At 48.4% G+C, this 16270-nt stretch carries 15 protein-coding genes and 1 pseudogene; 14 read left to right on the forward strand and 2 right to left on the reverse strand.

The features are described 5' to 3' along the window. The 5 genes and pseudogenes from D479_RS05040 to D479_RS05060 form a co-directional block, all read left to right on the forward strand. A partial coding sequence (locus tag D479_RS05040; RefSeq protein WP_008634372.1) for a PTS sugar transporter subunit IIA occupies positions 1–1021 on the forward strand: 1021 nt, incomplete at its 5' end. Then, positions 1021–1302 carry a PTS sugar transporter subunit IIB gene (locus D479_RS05045; protein ID WP_008634373.1) on the forward strand — a complete coding sequence of 94 codons (282 nt, stop codon included), beginning with the start codon at positions 1021–1023 and terminating at the stop codon, positions 1300–1302. The genes D479_RS05040 and D479_RS05045, both read left to right, overlap by 1 nt. Positions 1303–1337: 35 nt before the next feature. Beyond that, complete coding sequence (locus tag D479_RS05050) at positions 1338–2681, forward strand: PTS ascorbate transporter subunit IIC (protein WP_008634374.1); 1344 nt, start codon at positions 1338–1340, stop codon at positions 2679–2681. 33 nt (positions 2682–2714) lie between these two features. After that, positions 2715–4717, forward strand: a pseudogene (tkt, locus tag D479_RS05055) (transketolase). Between the two features lie 75 nt (positions 4718–4792). After that, entirely contained in the window at positions 4793–5587 is a 795-nt protein-coding gene (locus tag D479_RS05060) for a histidinol-phosphatase HisJ family protein (RefSeq protein WP_008634377.1), read from the forward strand. Positions 5588–6027: 440 nt separating this feature from the next. Here the strand turns inward: D479_RS05060 and D479_RS20145 are convergent, their stop codons facing one another. After that, positions 6028–6183: a DUF1540 domain-containing protein gene (locus D479_RS20145; protein WP_008634378.1), complete on the reverse strand. Its 156-nt coding sequence runs from the start codon at positions 6181–6183 to the stop codon at positions 6028–6030. Positions 6184–6394: 211 nt separating this feature from the next. Between D479_RS20145 and nhaC (D479_RS05065) the strand changes: the two genes are divergently transcribed. From nhaC (D479_RS05065) to aspA, 4 genes are all read left to right on the forward strand, one after another. Continuing rightward, entirely contained in the window at positions 6395–7810 is a 1416-nt protein-coding gene (nhaC, locus tag D479_RS05065; RefSeq protein ID WP_008634379.1) for a Na+/H+ antiporter NhaC, read from the forward strand. Positions 7811–8009: 199 nt separating this feature from the next. Further along, positions 8010–9443 (forward strand): Na+/H+ antiporter NhaC, encoded by a 1434-nt coding sequence (gene nhaC, locus D479_RS05070; protein ID WP_008634380.1) that lies wholly within the window; start codon positions 8010–8012, stop codon positions 9441–9443. A 38-nt stretch (positions 9444–9481) separates the two neighbouring features. Further along, entirely contained in the window at positions 9482–10498 is a 1017-nt protein-coding gene (locus tag D479_RS05075) for an asparaginase (RefSeq protein WP_039870857.1), read from the forward strand. A 30-nt stretch (positions 10499–10528) separates the two neighbouring features. Further along, positions 10529–11941 (forward strand): aspartate ammonia-lyase, encoded by a 1413-nt coding sequence (gene aspA, locus D479_RS05080; RefSeq protein WP_008634386.1) that lies wholly within the window; start codon positions 10529–10531, stop codon positions 11939–11941. On the opposite strand, the gene D479_RS05085 is transcribed toward aspA, so the two are convergent. Next, positions 11942–12292, reverse strand: coding sequence for a helix-turn-helix transcriptional regulator (locus D479_RS05085; RefSeq protein WP_008634387.1), 351 nt, complete (start codon positions 12290–12292; stop codon positions 11942–11944). Between the two features lie 111 nt (positions 12293–12403). Between D479_RS05085 and D479_RS05090 the strand changes: the two genes are divergently transcribed. The 5 genes from D479_RS05090 to D479_RS05110 all read left to right on the forward strand — a co-directional run bounded on the left by D479_RS05090 (position 12404) and on the right by D479_RS05110 (position 16199). After that, positions 12404–13381: an asparaginase gene (locus tag D479_RS05090; RefSeq protein ID WP_008634389.1), complete on the forward strand. Its 978-nt coding sequence runs from the start codon at positions 12404–12406 to the stop codon at positions 13379–13381. Positions 13382–13551: 170 nt separating this feature from the next. Beyond that, complete coding sequence (locus tag D479_RS05095) at positions 13552–14187, forward strand: 2OG-Fe(II) oxygenase (protein ID WP_008634390.1); 636 nt, start codon at positions 13552–13554, stop codon at positions 14185–14187. A gap of 125 nt (positions 14188–14312) precedes the next feature. Then, positions 14313–14879, forward strand: a complete 567-nt coding sequence (locus tag D479_RS05100) for an SCO family protein (protein WP_008634391.1) — start codon at positions 14313–14315, stop codon at positions 14877–14879. A gap of 19 nt (positions 14880–14898) precedes the next feature. Next, positions 14899–15636 (forward strand): FixH family protein, encoded by a 738-nt coding sequence (locus D479_RS05105; RefSeq protein ID WP_008634392.1) that lies wholly within the window; start codon positions 14899–14901, stop codon positions 15634–15636. A gap of 176 nt (positions 15637–15812) precedes the next feature. Beyond that, on the forward strand, positions 15813–16199 hold the full coding sequence (locus D479_RS05110) for a YbaN family protein (protein WP_008634393.1): 387 nt from the start codon (positions 15813–15815) through the stop codon (positions 16197–16199). Positions 16200–16270: the final 71 nt, after the last annotated feature.

Below are 16270 nucleotides of genomic sequence, written 5' to 3' on the forward strand. Positions count from 1 at the left end.
AGAAGTGATCAAGGGGGAGTATGGAGAGCTGTTCCAGTTTGTGAGAAGGTCGCTGAAGCCTCTGGCGGAATGGACCGGTAAACAAATCAGCGAAGCGGAAATCGGATATTTCACTCTTCATTTCGGAGGTTATCTGGAGAGGGACAGACGAGAGAAGCCGGAGGATGTCAAGGCGTTAGTCATCTGCTCCAACGGGGTTAGTTCCTCGATCATGCTGCGGGCCCAGCTGAAGGAGATGTTTCCGGCTGTTCAATTCTCCCGGGCTCATACAGCCGACAGCATTGGGAGCGTTCCGCCTTCCAGTTATGATTTGATTTTCTCCACGGTGGCGTTGACCTCCATCAAGCCTGTGTTCCTCGTCAAGCCGCTGTTGTCATCGGTGGAGAAGACTCATTTGATCCAGTCGGTAAGGGAAGAGTTTCCTTCGCTGCACGAGAACAGCGTGCCTTTGGAAAAGGTGATGGAAGTCATCCGAAGGAACACCGACATCAAGAATGAGAAGAAATTGGTCTCCGAATTAATAGAAATCATGTACTTCAAAAATACCGAGAAAAGGTGGGAGAAGCCATTGCTTTCTGATCTATTAACGAAAGAAACGATACATTTTACAAATGAAAAACTGGATTGGCGTTCAGCCATCTCCAAGGCGGCAGAGCCGCTGCTTGATACAGAGAAGATTGAACAGCGATACATCGACGCCATGATTCAGAATGTCGAAGAGGTAGGGACTTATATTCACATCGGGAAAGGAATTGCGATTCCCCATGCGAGACCCGATGCGGGAGTGAAAGAAGTCGGTATGTCCTTCCTCCGAACGAGGGAGCCTGTGCTTTTGTTGGATAAACCGGAGCATTCGATCGATCTGTTCATCTGTCTGGCTGCGATCGATAATGAAGCACACCTGAAGGCGCTGGCGCATTTAACGAAGCTGCTTGGTGATAATACGAAGCTTGCGGCCATCAAGGATGCAGCAAGTGAAGAAGAAATCATGGAGATTATAAAAGAAGGAGAGGAATTATAATGAAATTTTTAGCGGTATGTGGATCAGGTCTGGGAACGAGTTTTATGGTGGAAATGAATATTAATCAAATTTTGAGCGAGCTTGGGGTTACTGGTGTAGAAGTGTCACACTCGGATTTGAGCTCGGCAGCACCCGGAGATGCGGATGTCTTCTTCCTGGCTAAAGATATAGCAGAAGGCGGACAGCATCTTGGAGAAGTTGTCGTTCTGGAGAACATCGTTGATATGGATGAACTGCGTGACAAAGTGAAGCAGATCGTCGAAGAGAAGAACCTGGCATAAACACAGTTGAAACATGCGGAAGGGGAGGATAGAAAATGAACAGCTTTCTGACGGTGTTGGTGGATATATTAAGTCAACCGGCGATTCTTGTTGCTATGATTGCCTTGATCGGGTTAGTCGCCCAGAAGAAAAACGTGTCAGACACGATGAAGGGAACGACGAAGACATTCGTCGGTTTCCTCGTCATCTCAGCGGGAGCCGGTATTTTGGAAACGTCCTTGGTACCGTTCGGCTCCATGTTCCAGGAGGCGTTCAACGTCTCCGGGGTTGTACCGAATAATGAAGCGATTGTAGCCCTTGCCTTAAATGAGTATGGTTCCAATACAGCACTTATCATGTTCTTCGGAATGATTGTAAATATTCTGATTGCCCGTTTCACCCGGTTTAAATACATTTTCCTGACGGGGCATCACACGTTATATATGGCTTGTATGCTCGCCGTCATCATGGCCGTGGCCGGCTTCAACACGATTCCGCAAATCGCCGCCGGAGCGGTTGCGTTGGGTATCATCATGACCTTATCCCCTGCGATTCTTCAGCCGTTCATGCGGGAGCTGACAGGGAACGATAACGTCGCATTAGGTCACTTCAGTGCGGTCGGTTATGCAATTAGCGGCTTAGTCGGGAAAGCCTTGAAATCAGAGAAGTCCACATCGACAGAGAAAATCAACTTTCCGAAAGGTCTTGGTTTCTTACGGGACAGTACGGTAAGTATTGCACTTACAATGGTCGTCATGTATTTGATTGTCGCTTTGGCAGCAGGTCCGTCTTTCATTGAAGCGGAACTCAGCGACGGCACGAACTTCCTTGTCTTCTCTTTCATTCAGGCAGGTAATTTTGCTGCTGGTGTATTCATCATTTTGTCCGGAGTACGTCTCGTTCTTGCGGAAATCGTCCCGGCTTTCAAAGGGATTTCTACGAAGCTTGTTCCTAATGCGAAGCCTGCCTTGGACGTTCCGATTGTCTATACGTACGCGCCGAATGCCGTATTGATCGGCTTCTTCTCCAGTTTCATCGGAGGTCTCTTCAGTATGGTCGTCATGGCACTTGTCGGAAGTACCATCATTCTTCCGGGCGTCGTTCCACACTTCTTCACAGGAGCAGCTGCCGGCGTGTTCGGTAATGCTACGGGCGGGGTAAGAGGAGCCGTTGGGGGATCTTTTGTAAACGGTATCATCATTTCGTTTCTGCCGATCTTCCTGCTGCCGGTCCTGGGAGAGCTTGGATTCGCCAACACGACGTTCTCGGATGCCGATTTCGGTGTGAGTGGAATCTTCTTCGGAACACTTGCCAACTACGCCGGGCCGCTGGCTATTGTCATCAGTCTTGTCGTCATTCTGGCGCTTATGGTCATCCCGTTCAAGAAGAAAACCAGTTGATCTTGTGCCAATACAAATAACGGAGGCGATAGCATGTCCATTTCGACAGATAAGGTATCCGAGTTGTCCATCAATACGATCCGTACGTTGAATATCGATAGTGTAGAAAAAGCCGACCATGGTCACCCTGGGATGCCGATGGGGGCTGCACCTATGGCCTATGCCTTGTGGAAGAACTTCCTCAACGTAAACCCGGACAACCCCAATTGGTTCAATAGAGACCGGTTCGTCCTCTCGGCAGGGCATGGCTCGACACTGCTTTACAGCCTGCTTCACCTTTCCGGATATGAGGTATCGATCGATGATCTGAAAAATTTCCGGCAGCTTGGCAGTAAAACGCCCGGCCACCCGGAATACGGCATCACTCCGGGAGTAGAGGTAACGACAGGGCCGCTCGGTCAGGGAATACCGGCAAGTGTCGGTTTGGCCTTGGCGGAGAGGCACCTGGCGGAAACCTACAACCGTGATGGATATCCGGTTGTCGACCATTATACGTACACGATCTGCGGGGACGGCGACTTGATGGAAGGCGTATCCTATGAAGCTGCGTCTCTCGCAGGTCACTTAGGGCTTGGGCGCCTGATCGTCCTCTATGATTCCAATGATGTCAGCTTGGATGGTGATGTCGACCTTTCTTTCTCGGAAGATGTGGAAAGCAGGTTCACCTCCTGTCATTGGCATTATCTTAAAGTAGAAGACGGCAACGATATTTCGGCAGTGGAGCGTGCCATCGAGGAAGCGAAGGCGGAGACGGAGAAGCCGACGATTATCGAGATCAAAACGATTATCGGTTACGGAGCATCCAGTATTCAAGGAACGAGCGATGCGCACAGCGATCCGCTTGGGAAAGAAGAAGTGGAGCGGACGAAACGATTCTACAAGTGGGAGTATGAAGAGGAGTTCTTCGTTCCGGAAGAAGTCTACCAGGATTTTCGGTCGATCAAAGAAAGAGGGAAAGCGAAGGAGCAGGAATGGGAAGCGACCTTCGGTGAATATAAAAAAGCCTTCCCGGAGCAGGCTGTGGAATTAGAAAGGCTCCTGGCGGGCAGGCTCCCGGAGGACTGGTCACGGGTGCTTCCTTCCTATGAGGAGGGGGAGACGCTTGCTACCAGAGCGGCTTCTGGAGAACTGCTGAATGCACTTGCTGATGTAATGCCCGAATTTGTCGGAGGGTCTGCTGATTTAGATTCCTCAACGAAGACGCGATTGAAAAAGTACCCGGACTTCACTCCTTCCGACTACGCGGGTAGAAACATCCACTTCGGTGTCAGGGAATTCGCTATGGGAGCGATCGCCAACGGTCTCGCTCTGCACCATTTAAGGCCATTTGTCAGTACGTTCTTCGTTTTCTCGGATTACCTGCGCCCCGCTGTCCGGCTTGCCTCACTCATGGGAATACCGGTCACGTACGTATTTACCCATGACAGTGTAGCGGTAGGACAGGATGGACCTACGCACGAACCGGTCGAACAGCTGGCCTCGTTCCGGGCAATGCCGGGATTGTGTGTCCTCCGTCCGGCGGATGCAAATGAAACGAAGGAAGCTTGGAAGATTGCTGTAGAGCAGCAAGATCAGCCGACGATGCTGGTGTTGGGAAGGCAGGGCGTACCAACGCTTAAACATACGGATTCGCATGCAGCAGACGGCGTGAGAAGAGGTGCCTACATCCTCTCTGAAGCAGCTGGAGAACCGTCGGGGATAGTGATAGCGGCTGGATCAGAAGTGCCTTTGGCTTTGGAAGCGCAGGAACAATTGGCAGCGGAGGGGCTGTATGTCCGGGTCGTCAGCATGCCGTCATGGGATCTGTTTGAAAAACAAGCGCCGGAGTACAAAGAGCACGTGCTTCCGAGGCCATTAAAAAGCGGCTGGTCGTCGAGATGGGATCGAAGCTTGGTTGGAGAGAGTATGCAGGAGACGAAGGCTTGGTAATGAGTGTCGATACTTTCGGCACGTCAGGTCCTGGAGATGAAGTGATCGCCGCGTTCGGTTTCACCGTAGAGAACGTCGTTCATAACTTCAAGTCTCTGTTGAAGTAAGTTCCTGTATGAGGTAACCTTTTTCTGGGTTACCTTATTTCTTTTTTTACTAGAAGAAGGCAAGGAGGAAGCATAATGTACGCAGCGGATTATCATCATCATACGAACCATTCGTTTGATTCAAAGGCAGAGATGGAGGACGTTTGTGCGAGTGCAGTGGATAAAGGGTTTAACGAGATTTGCTTTACCGAACACTTCTCTGTCAATCCGAATGTGCCGACATATGGACACATGGACTTCGAGAGGTACTTTTCTGAGATAGAGAGATGCCGCGAGGAGTTTGAGGGCAGGCTGACCATCAAAGCAGGGATCGAATTATGCGAACCGCACTTGATGAAAGCGGAATACGAGGAGGTCTTACGGGATAAAGATCTCGATTTCATCCTCGGTTCCGTTCACAACATAAAAGAAACAAAGCTTAGGAAAGTCCTGCAGGAGAGGGAGCGGGAAGCGGCTTACCGCGCCTACTTCGAGGAAATATACGCGCTTGTCGAATGTGCCGATATAGACGTGCTCGCTCACCTGGATTTGATGAAACGCTACGACGGGACGGCAGGAGAGAAATACGCATTCCGCGACTACGAAGCATTGTTAAGGAAAATTCTGCGGAAGGCGGTCGATCGCGGCATCGGGATCGAAATCAATACGTCCGGCTTATCCAACCAGAAAGTCGGAGAGGCTTTTCCTACGATGGATATTTTGAAGCTTTATAAAGAGGTGGGCGGCGAGATCCTGACAATCGGGTCGGACTCGCACAAGCCGGAGACAACGGGAGATTACTGGGAGAGCGCGGTCAGCATGGCGAAACAGGCAGGATTTAAGCGCCTCTATACTTTTACGAAAAGGGATCCCCAGCCGTACGATATATAAGAAAACAGAGCGGACATCTTTTGACATGGATGTCTGCTTTTTTCTTCTGTCTTTAGACACCATTAAGGTACCGTTAGTCGATTATACATACACAAGCCTGCGTCGAAATAGCCGATCAAAAAATGAGGGGAGACGGTTTGCGATAATGGCCTAGGGCCGGACTAACCCCCGGAAATGGCCGGAGAAGCGGTCCTTGGGACGGCCGCGTAAACGGCCCCTTTATATAAACAAAATAAAACAAGAATAAACAAATAATCATGAGGCGGCCGATTTGTGAGGAAAGGGAAGTAGTCTTTCCGATATCCATAGAGCTGGAGGGGGAGGTTGTTTTACAAAATTTTGTTTGTAAGCACAACATGATAACGATAATCTTTATCAGTCTTAACTAAAAAAAGTAGCCCTCATCGGCTACCAGGAATACCTTCTATTCGGTTATGTGTCTAGTGCTTCGCTTCAAATGTCTTGCAGTCCGTTTCGTTTTGAGACGAGGCGGTTTTTCCTGATTCACTGATGATGAAGATTGTTTCTGCTCCACACTTCTGACCGTCTTCATTATGCACACAGTTCTTCACGTCACACAGAACATCCATTGCCATGCTGCGTCACCTCCTGAAGAAGCATTTGTTTATTCATATACCCGCAATGGGTGGATTCTACACCTCAAGCCTCTCGGATATGTGTTCATTCCGAACAATTTTTCTTGTCCAATGTCAGCAAATATGACAAATCGTATTCAAAAAAGCTCTCTATGTTGGTATGATGAGAAAATACTTAAATTATATGAAAAGGATATAGGGAGAGATTGAAGTGAAGGAAGGAAGATTACCGTCTTTATTGGAAGTATTTCTCGTATTAGCTGCATTTCTAGTTGTCGTATTTTCATTTACGGCACTGTTTGAACTGCCGATCCAGCTTGCACTGTTCGTCGGGTGGTTCATTGTCATTTTACTAGGTTTGCGTTTAGGATTTACGTATGATTCTCTACAGAACTCCATGATCAAAGGGATTTCCAACGGGTTGGAAGCAGTCATCATCCTGATGGCGGTCGGTGCTTTGATTGGTACCTGGATTGCAGGTGGGATCGTTCCCACAATCATTTATTACGGCTTGGACTTTATCCACCCTTCTATTTTTCTATTAGCTACATTAATTATATGTGCACTGACCTCCCTATCCACAGGAACGTCCTGGGGAACGGTCGGTACAGCGGGGATTGCAATGATGGGGATCGGGGAAGGACTCGGACTGCCGCTTCCACTTGTAGCGGGTGCTGTGTTATCCGGGGCCTACTTTGGTGATAAATTATCACCGCTTTCAGACAGCACCGTCCTTGCGGCATCGATGTCGAAGGTTAACGTGATTTCGCACGTGAAGTCGATGCTGTATCTGGATGTGCCCGCATTCATCATTACATCGATTCTGTTTACGGCTGCCGGTTTTTATTACGGGACGGGAGATGTAGATTTGGACAGAGTCCAGTCGATTATGACGTCCTTGAATGAGACGTTCACCATCAATCCTGTCATGTTCGTGCCGGCATTGATCGTCATCGGCTTGCTGATCTTGAAGAAGCCGTCTATTCCTACGATATCCTTCGGGGCGCTGGTAGGAGTCATTTGGGCGGTGGTCTTCCAGGGAGCGGATGTGGTTTCTTCGATCGATGCGGCCTACAATGGCTTTCAAATTGAATCCGGATCCGAATTCATCGATGAACTGTTAAACAGGGGTGGTATCGGCGGCATGCTTGGATCCATCGCGGTAATTATCCTGGGCCTTGGTATCGGCGGCATGCTGGAGAAGGTCGGCGTCCTTACAGTCATCATGAATACGTTCGTAGATAAAATCAGAAGTGCGGGCAGCTTGTCTGTATCGACGGTTTTCGCCGGATTGTTTACGAATATATTCGGTTGTGCGATGTACGTCTCCTTGATTCTGACACCGAAGCTGATGGAGAAAAGTTATGACAGGCTCCGAATCGACCGGAGAGTCTTATCTAGGAACACGGAGGTCGGCGGGACGATGACCTCCGGAATGGTACCGTGGTCGGATAACGGCATTTTTATGGCCGGTATTCTTGGCGTGTCGACGTTATCCTATCTACCATTCATGTGGATGAGTTTCGTATCGATCGCGCTTGTCATCCTATATGGATACACAGGTACATTCATCTGGTATACCAATCAAGAGGAAGCGGAAGAAGATTTGTCCGATTCCGTTCACTGATAGAGATATGACAAAAAGGCTCTTCCTGCCGCTGCGGCAGGAGGGCTTTTTTTTATTGTAGAATATCCCAGAATCTTTATTATTCTCAAAATGCGTAAAAACGCATTCAAAAAAGTAGATTCCTATGTTATTATGAGGAAAATTGTTCTCGTATTGCGTACTTGGCTTGTTTTTAAAAAGAAAATAGGAGGAGATTGCAATGAAGGAAGCAAGGTTACCGTCTCTATTGGAAGTCTGTTGTGTGCTGGCTGCGTTTCTGGCTGTGGTGTTTTCGTTTACCGCGCTGTTGGAACTGCCGATTCAGCTGGCGCTGTTTGTCGGTTGGTTTATCGTCATGTTACTTGGGTTGAGATTGGGTTTTACGTATGATTCCTTGCAGGGTTCGATCATCAAAGGAATATCGAACGGGTTGGAAGCGGTCATCATCTTGATGGCGGTTGGTGCTTTAATCGGTACGTGGATTGCCGGAGGGGTCGTTCCAACGATCATTTATTATGGTCTTGACTTCATTCATCCTTCTATCTTTTTATTAGCTACTTTAATTATATGTGCGTTGACATCTCTTTCCACAGGAACGTCCTGGGGAACTGTCGGCACCGCCGGGATTGCAATGATGGGAATCGGTGAGGGGCTGGGGCTTCCGCTTCCGTTAGTAGCAGGTGCAGTCTTGTCCGGTGCTTATTTCGGAGATAAATTGTCACCGCTTTCAGACAGTACGGTGCTGGCTGCATCGATGTCGAAAGTCAACGTCATTTCCCACGTGAAATCGATGTTGTACCTTGATGTACCAGCGTTTATCATTACGGCTATTCTCTTTACAGGAGCAGGGTTCTACCATGGCAGCGGCAATATCGATCTGGACAGGGTCCAATCGATCATGACGTCCTTGAATGATACCTTCAACATCAGTCCGCTTATGCTTGCACCCGCGGTTATTGTCATTGGATTGTTGATCATGAAGAAGCCGTCCATCCCGACGATTTCCTTCGGTGCATTGGTCGGGATCATATGGGCCGTATTGTTTCAGAATGCGGATGTCGTGTCATCCATTGAGACAGCTTACAATGGATTCCAGATCAGCTCCGGCTCTGAATTCATCGATGAATTACTGAACAGGGGAGGAATAAGCGGCATGCTCGGCTCCATTGCGGTCATCATTCTCGGTCTTGGTATCGGAGGTATGCTGGAGAAGGTGGGCGTATTGACCGTCATCATGAACACGTTCGTGGACAAGATCAAGAATGCCGGGAGCCTTTCTGTATCAACAATTTTTACCGGGTTGTTCACCAATATTTTCGGCTGTGCGATGTATGTGTCGCTGATTTTGACACCGAAGCTGATGGAAAGCAGTTATGACAGACTACATATCGATCGCAGGGTTCTATCAAGGAATACGGAGGTCGGCGGGACGATGACATCCGGAATGGTGCCTTGGTCGGATAACGGGATTTTCATGGCTGGAATCCTCGGTGTGTCGACGTTGTCTTATCTGCCGTTCATGTGGATGAGCTTCGTATCGATTGCGCTTGTCATCATCTACGGGTACACAGGAAAATTCATCTGGTATACGGATGGAGCAGAAACGGAAATAGAAACGGATATGGAAGAGGATGTATCTGATATAGCAAAATGATAGAGAAGAAAAAGGAAGCAGGGAAAGGGTGTTCATCAATGAAAAAAATTCTTCTTATCGGTACGGGCGGAACCATTGCCTCGGTCGAAAGCGAGCAGGGACTCACGCCGGGGCTGAGTCCGGAGGAAATGGTCGGGAGGCTCGAATTTCGCTTTCAGTGTGATGTAGATTGTATTGTGTCCTTGAACTTGGACAGTACGAATATTTACCCGAATCATTGGGTCAAGCTTGCGACAATGATCCATGACCATTACGACCACTATGACGGGTTCGTCATCACCCACGGCACGGATACAATGGCCTATACGGCAGCAGCGCTCGATTCGATGCTGATGCATTTGGATAAGCCGGTCGTCCTGACAGGTTCACAAATACCAATGACACTGGTCGATTCCGATGGAGAACAGAACTTGATGGATGCCGTTCATTATGCAGCGGATGGTCTGGCCGGGGTGTATATCGTCTTCAACAGTCGTGTCATCAAGGGGACGAGGGCGATGAAAATGAGGACGAAAAGTAAGCACGCGTTCGAGAGCGTCAATTATCCTTACGTCGCCTATGTTGATAATACACGCATTACTTACCATTCAAAGCCGTTGGACGCGGAACGCGGACGTCGGTTGGAGCTGGAGACGAGGTTGTGTACGGATGTCTTCGTCCTGAAGCTCTATCCGGGTATCAACCGAGAGATTTTCCGCTTCATTTCTACTAACTACAAGGGTGTCATCATCGAATGTTTCGGCAGCGGAGGGATTCCATTCTACGAAGTCGACCTGGCAGAAGAAGTGAAGGCCTTGATCGACGCCGGAGTCGTCGTTGTGCTGACGACGCAATGCTTGGAGGAAGGAATCGACATCGACTTGTATGAAGTGGGAAGGAAGATCGATCGAAACCAGGTCGTCATTTCCCAAGACTTGAATACGGAAGCTCTGCTTGCAAAATTGATGATCTATCTTGGAAAATACGTTAATATGCAGGAAGTCATCGATAACATCCATTTGGATATTGAGAAAGAAAGCGACGATTCGCTGTTCAGCTGCGACATCTCGCTGTGAATTTCATAAAAGAATGAAGGAGGTTTCATCATGTATAAAGTACAGACAACTCGAGTAGAAAAAGACTTCTTAGGAGAAAGAGAGATTCCGGCAGACGCTTATTACGGGATTCAGACACTGCGGGCATCCGAGAATTTCCCGATTACAGGTTACCGAATCCATGAATCTCTCATCACCTCCGTATCCATGGTGAAGAAGGCTGCGGCGGAAGCGAATGTTTTCACGGGGCGCTTGTCCGCCCATTTGGGAGACACCATCATTGAGGCGGCTTCAGAGGTTATTGAAGGGAAGCATCACGATCACTTCATCGTCGATCCGATTCAGGGTGGAGCAGGTACGTCGATTAATATGAATGCAAACGAAGTAATCAGCAACCGGGCATTGGAAATCCTGGGCCGTGAAAAAGGCGACTATAAATTTTTAAGTCCGAATACGCACGTGAACATGTCTCAGTCCACCAACGATGCGTTTCCAACAACGATTCACCTGGCCGTGCTTTCACAGCTGGATCTGCTTCTTGAAACGATGCGCCGTATGCAGGTGGTATTTATGGAGAAGGCGGAAGAGTTTGATACCGTCATCAAGATGGGACGGACGCATTTACAAGATGCTGTTCCGATTCGTCTCGGACAGGAATTCGCCAGCTACGGCAGAATGATCGGGCGGGACATCGAAAGAATTTCAGGTTCGTTGGAGAAATTATACGAAATTAATATAGGGGCGACAGCGGTCGGTACCGGGTTGAACGCCGACCCTGCCTATGTCAGCAAAGTCGTGGACCGCCTGCGGGACATCAGCGGCTATCCGGTTGTTTCCGCGGAGAACCTTGTGGACGCTACAGCCAACACGGATTTATATACGGAGATTTCCGGCTACTTAAAGACGTGCATGTTAAACATGTCCAAGCTTGCGAACGATCTTCGATTAATGGCTTCCGGTCCACGTGCCGGTTTGAATGAAATCGATCTTCCGGCGCGCCAGCCTGGTTCCTCCATCATGCCTGGGAAGGTGAACCCTGTCATGGCAGAGGTGATCAATCAGATCGCTTTCCAGGTGATCGGCAATGATCAGACGATCAGCCTCTCCTCAGAAGCAGGGCAGCTGCAGCTGAACGTCATGGAGCCGGTGCTCGTGTTCAATTTGTTGGAGTCCATCAAAATCATGAAGAACGGTTTCGGAGTATTCACCGATTATTGTGTGAAAGATATTAAGGCGAATGATATGGTGATGAAAAACAATGTAGAGAACAGTATCGGTATTATTACCGCACTGAATCCTTATATCGGATATGAGAAAGCGTCGGAAATTGCTCGAAAGGCCCTGCGTACAGGACAGACAATCAGGAATATCTGTTTAGAAGAAGGGGTGCTGACAGAATTGGAACTGAACCGTATTCTTGATACGCATAAGATGACAAGCCCCGGCATCGTCAGTATGGATTGATTACTGTCTGAGCTGACGTTTTGTCCTTACGAATGCCAGGAAATCGTGAAGCTCATCTTCCGTAGCGGCGGCACCGTCAATGCGGATTTCCCAATCCAGCGGCTGGTTGGAATCGTCCAACAGAACCATTTTTTGATCATCGGGAGAGCGGGGATCGTCGGTGCGGTTCAATAGATAATCGATCGAGGTGTTCATGATATCGGCCAGTTTGATCAGGGAATCCAGCGAAGGCTGGCGGTATCCGGATTCATAACCGGCATATGTACTTTTGGCGATGCCGAGCTGGTCGGCCGTTTCCTGCATCGTCCATTTCTTTTGTTTGCGAAGTTCAGTGAGTCTGGTTAATTTCATTTGGTAATCCTCCCATGACTTAGTATAGCTTAATTGGAGTGCATACCAAAATCATTCCTGTCTGTTATAGTAGATAGAGCTTTAGGATTTTATAAAAAAGGTGTGGAGATAATGAAACGAATTCTTCTCTTGTCGACAGGTGGAACGATCGGATGTATCCAAACGGAGGAGGGGCTGATCCCGGGCATTCCCATCCAGGATCTGGTCGGTTATCTGCCATTGAAGGAAGAGGACGTACAGATTGATACGGATACGGTTCTCAACATCGATAGTACGAACATGCAGCCGGAGCATTGGGAAGAGATAGCAAAGGCTGTCTATGCGCATTACCCGGACTACGATGGGTTCGTCATCACTCATGGAACGGATACGCTGTCCTATACATCCGCAGCCTTGTCCTACATGCTGCCGAATCTGCAGAAGCCGGTGGTATTGACCGGCTCCATCCAGCCGATCGATGCACAGAAGACGGACGGAGTGCGGAATTTGACGGATGCTGTTACCTATGCAAAACAAGGAGAACCCGGTGTGTTCGTCGTCTTCGGCGGACGGGTCATTGAAGGGACGCATGCGGTCAAAATGAGGACCGAAAGCTATGATGCGTTTGAAAGTATCAACTATCCTTATATTGCTTATATCGAGGGCGACCGTATTGAGCCTAATATGGATGTGCCGGATCGTGTGGAAGGTGATTTTCGCCTGGAAACGGGTCTGTGCACGGATGTTCATTTGTTCAAGCTGTATCCGGGAGTCAAACCGGAAATGTTAAATCTCATCAAAGATCATTTTCAGGCCGTCATTATTGAAACATTCGGAAGCGGTGGACTGCCGTTTCTCGAGCGCGATCTCACCAAAACCGTAGAGGAACTGATCGGGGAAGGGAAGATTGTCGTCATCACGACACAATGCCTGGAAGAAGGAGCGGACTTATCGCTCTATAAGGTCGGCAGGGTGATCGATCAGGAGAAGGTCATCCTTTCGAACGAAATGAATACCGAGGCGCTGCTGCCGAAGCTGATGTGGGCGATGGGGCGGACCTCAAACTTCTCCGAATTGAAGCAGCTTGTTGAAGGCTCTTCCTGTCCATGAGGCAGGAAGAGCTTTTTTTGGATGTCCGATTTCATATGTGAACAATTTTGTAAATTTTATGAAAACCAGCAGAAAAAAGGAGAGAAAAATGATAGAATAGCTTTTATATCCATAAAGATATGCCTTTGTTTTGTAAGCGTTTTATCAAATGAGAAAAGGTTGATGAATAAGTGGCAACACATGTAAATGAAGCATCTATTTTCGATCATACGGGAAGCAGGATTGTGACAGAGGATCGTGACGTGACGATTCTTGCGAAGATGGAAGAACCGAAGATCGCTATATTGGGAAATGTCGTCAGTGAGGAAGAGTGTGAAGCGTTGATCCGTCTGTCGAAGGATAAGGTGAACCGTTCCAAAATCGGTTCCGATCATGATGTGAGTGATATCCGTACGAGCAGCAGTGCTTTTCTACCGGACGATGAGTTGACGGGCAGGATCGAGAAGCGACTCGCTCAGATTATGAATGTGCCGGTGGAGCATGGAGAAGGGATTCATATCCTTCATTATAAACCGGGTCAGGAATATAAAGCGCACCATGACTATTTCCGTTCTACTTCCAGAGCCGCGAAAAACCCGAGGATCAGCACCCTCGTCCTCTACTTGAATGATGTCGAAGAAGGCGGGGAAACATATTTCCCGGAAATGAACCTTACCGTCTCCCCTCACAAAGGAATGGCGGTCTATTTCGAGTATTTCTATAACGATCCTGCGATCAATGAGCGTACGCTTCATGGAGGTTCGCCGGTCACTGCCGGAGAGAAGTGGGCGGCAACGATGTGGGTACGGAGGCAGCAGTATCGCTGATTTTCCAGTTTTTTATGAAAAGAAACACCTCCCTGAACAGTAAGATTCGGCGGGGTGTTTTTTCATTGCAGGATACATACGGAACGTGTGAGACGAGTGAATACAAGTAGGAAGGAAGTGGCCTCATGAAGAAATATGGATGTATGATTGTGTTTGTATTATTGCTGCTGGCAGGTTGCGGCGGGGAAATCGAGTCGAACATGTCAGGCTCTGTCCAGTCTTTCTCCTTCACGACGCAGGATAACGGTAAGTTAAGTAACGAAGATTTAGAAGGAGATTGGTGGGTGGCTGATACGATTTTCACAAATTGCGAGACGGTCTGTCCTCCGATGACGAATAATATGGCTGTGCTGCAGCAGAAAATGGAGGAAGAAGATATCGATGCCCAGCTTGTGTCTTTCAGCATCGATCCGGAAAATGATACACCGGAAGCGTTGAAAGAATTCGGCGACAAATTCGGAGCGGACTACGACAACTGGTCCTTCTTGACAGGGTATGAATTCCAGACGATTAAGGAATTATCCATCAAGTCGTTCAGCAACCTGGTCGACGAGATCCCGGATTCTGATCAGTACATGCACGGGACAAGCTTCTTCCTCGTCAATCCGGAAGGGAAGGTCATCAAGAAGTATGATGGAACGAAGCGGAGCGAAATGGACAAGATTGTGGAAGATCTGAAGAAAGTCCAATAATGAAAGGGAGTGCTTCGGAATGGGCAGGAAGTCAATAATCGGAACTTTTCTTATGGTTGGTATACTGCTGATGCTCACGGCATGCGGAGGGGAAGACAACGCGGAACAGCAGGCGGCGGATAGTGATCTGGTACCTCTCGACGTCCGTTTCTCAACGACTCCGGAAGAACAGCTGGAACCTGGTGACACTTTCACCTTACAGGCCCATGTAACGAAAGGGGAAGAAGCTGTAAATGATGCCGACGAGGTCCAATTCGAGATGTGGCAGGACGGTCAGGATGAGGAAGACCACAAAATGCTCGAAGGCGAATCAACGGGGGACGGAATGTATGAGGTGGAGACCTCTGTAGAGGAAGCGGGTCTGTACTATGTCGTTTCCCACGTCCAGGCAAGAGGATCTCACAACATGCCGAAGGACGAGCTTGTCATCGGAGATGTCGATTCTGCACAGAAAGAGCCTTCGGAAGAGGAAGGTGGGATGGTCCATATCATGATGGAGGAGCCTGTTGAAAAAGGGGGAGAGACGACCTTGACCGCGCATCTGATGGAAGCAGAAGCGCCGGTGGAAGGTGCGGACGTCCGTTTCGAAGTGTGGAAAGAAGGGGAAGAGTCCCATGATTTCGTCGATGCGGAGGAAGCGGGAGAGACGTATACGGCTGACTATGTGTTCCCGGAATCCGGAACCTATCAAGTGAAGCTGCATGTGGAAAAAGGGGACTGGCATACCCATAAAGAGAAAGCCATTACCGTGAACTAGAGGAATCTGAAGTTTCTTTCATATATAAAGGAAAGAAGGTATTAATAGGTCGCACCTTTGGCGTAGGGCGGCCTTTTTTTGTATGGAAACAATTACTGACGGTTACGAATGGAAATTATGAAGGGAATCAGGTTAACATAAGAAGAGATACGACGAATGTAGTAAGGGGTTAATCGATGAAACAGTTTGTAAAGGTACTGTTGATCGTCATTGGCAGTATATCACTCGGTCTTGGCGTGTTGGGAATCGTTCTCCCTCTGGTTCCGACGACACCGTTCCTGCTGTTGACAGCAGCTTGCTATGTGCGCAGTTCCGACCGTCTGTACAATTGGCTGATGACGAATAAATGGTTCGGTTCCTATATCCAAAATTATAAATCGGGCAGAGGAATTCCTGTCAAAGCGAAGGTATCTGTCCTGATCATGATATGGTTTTCCTTTCTTTTCTCCGCTTTTTTCATTGCTCCGAACGTATGGCTGAAGCTCGGTTTTATTTTCGGAGGATGTTTCTTTACCGTCGTGATCTATCTCACGAAAACGTATCGTCCGGAAGAAGATAAGTAGGCGCTCCTTTGGAAGAGAGGAGCGTCTTTATTTGACTTGGAATATAATTGAATTTTCAGAACAGTAAACGT

The organism is Halobacillus sp. BAB-2008, assembly GCF_000328325.1.
In the GTDB taxonomy this organism is placed as follows: domain Bacteria; phylum Bacillota; class Bacilli; order Bacillales; family Halobacillaceae; genus Halobacillus.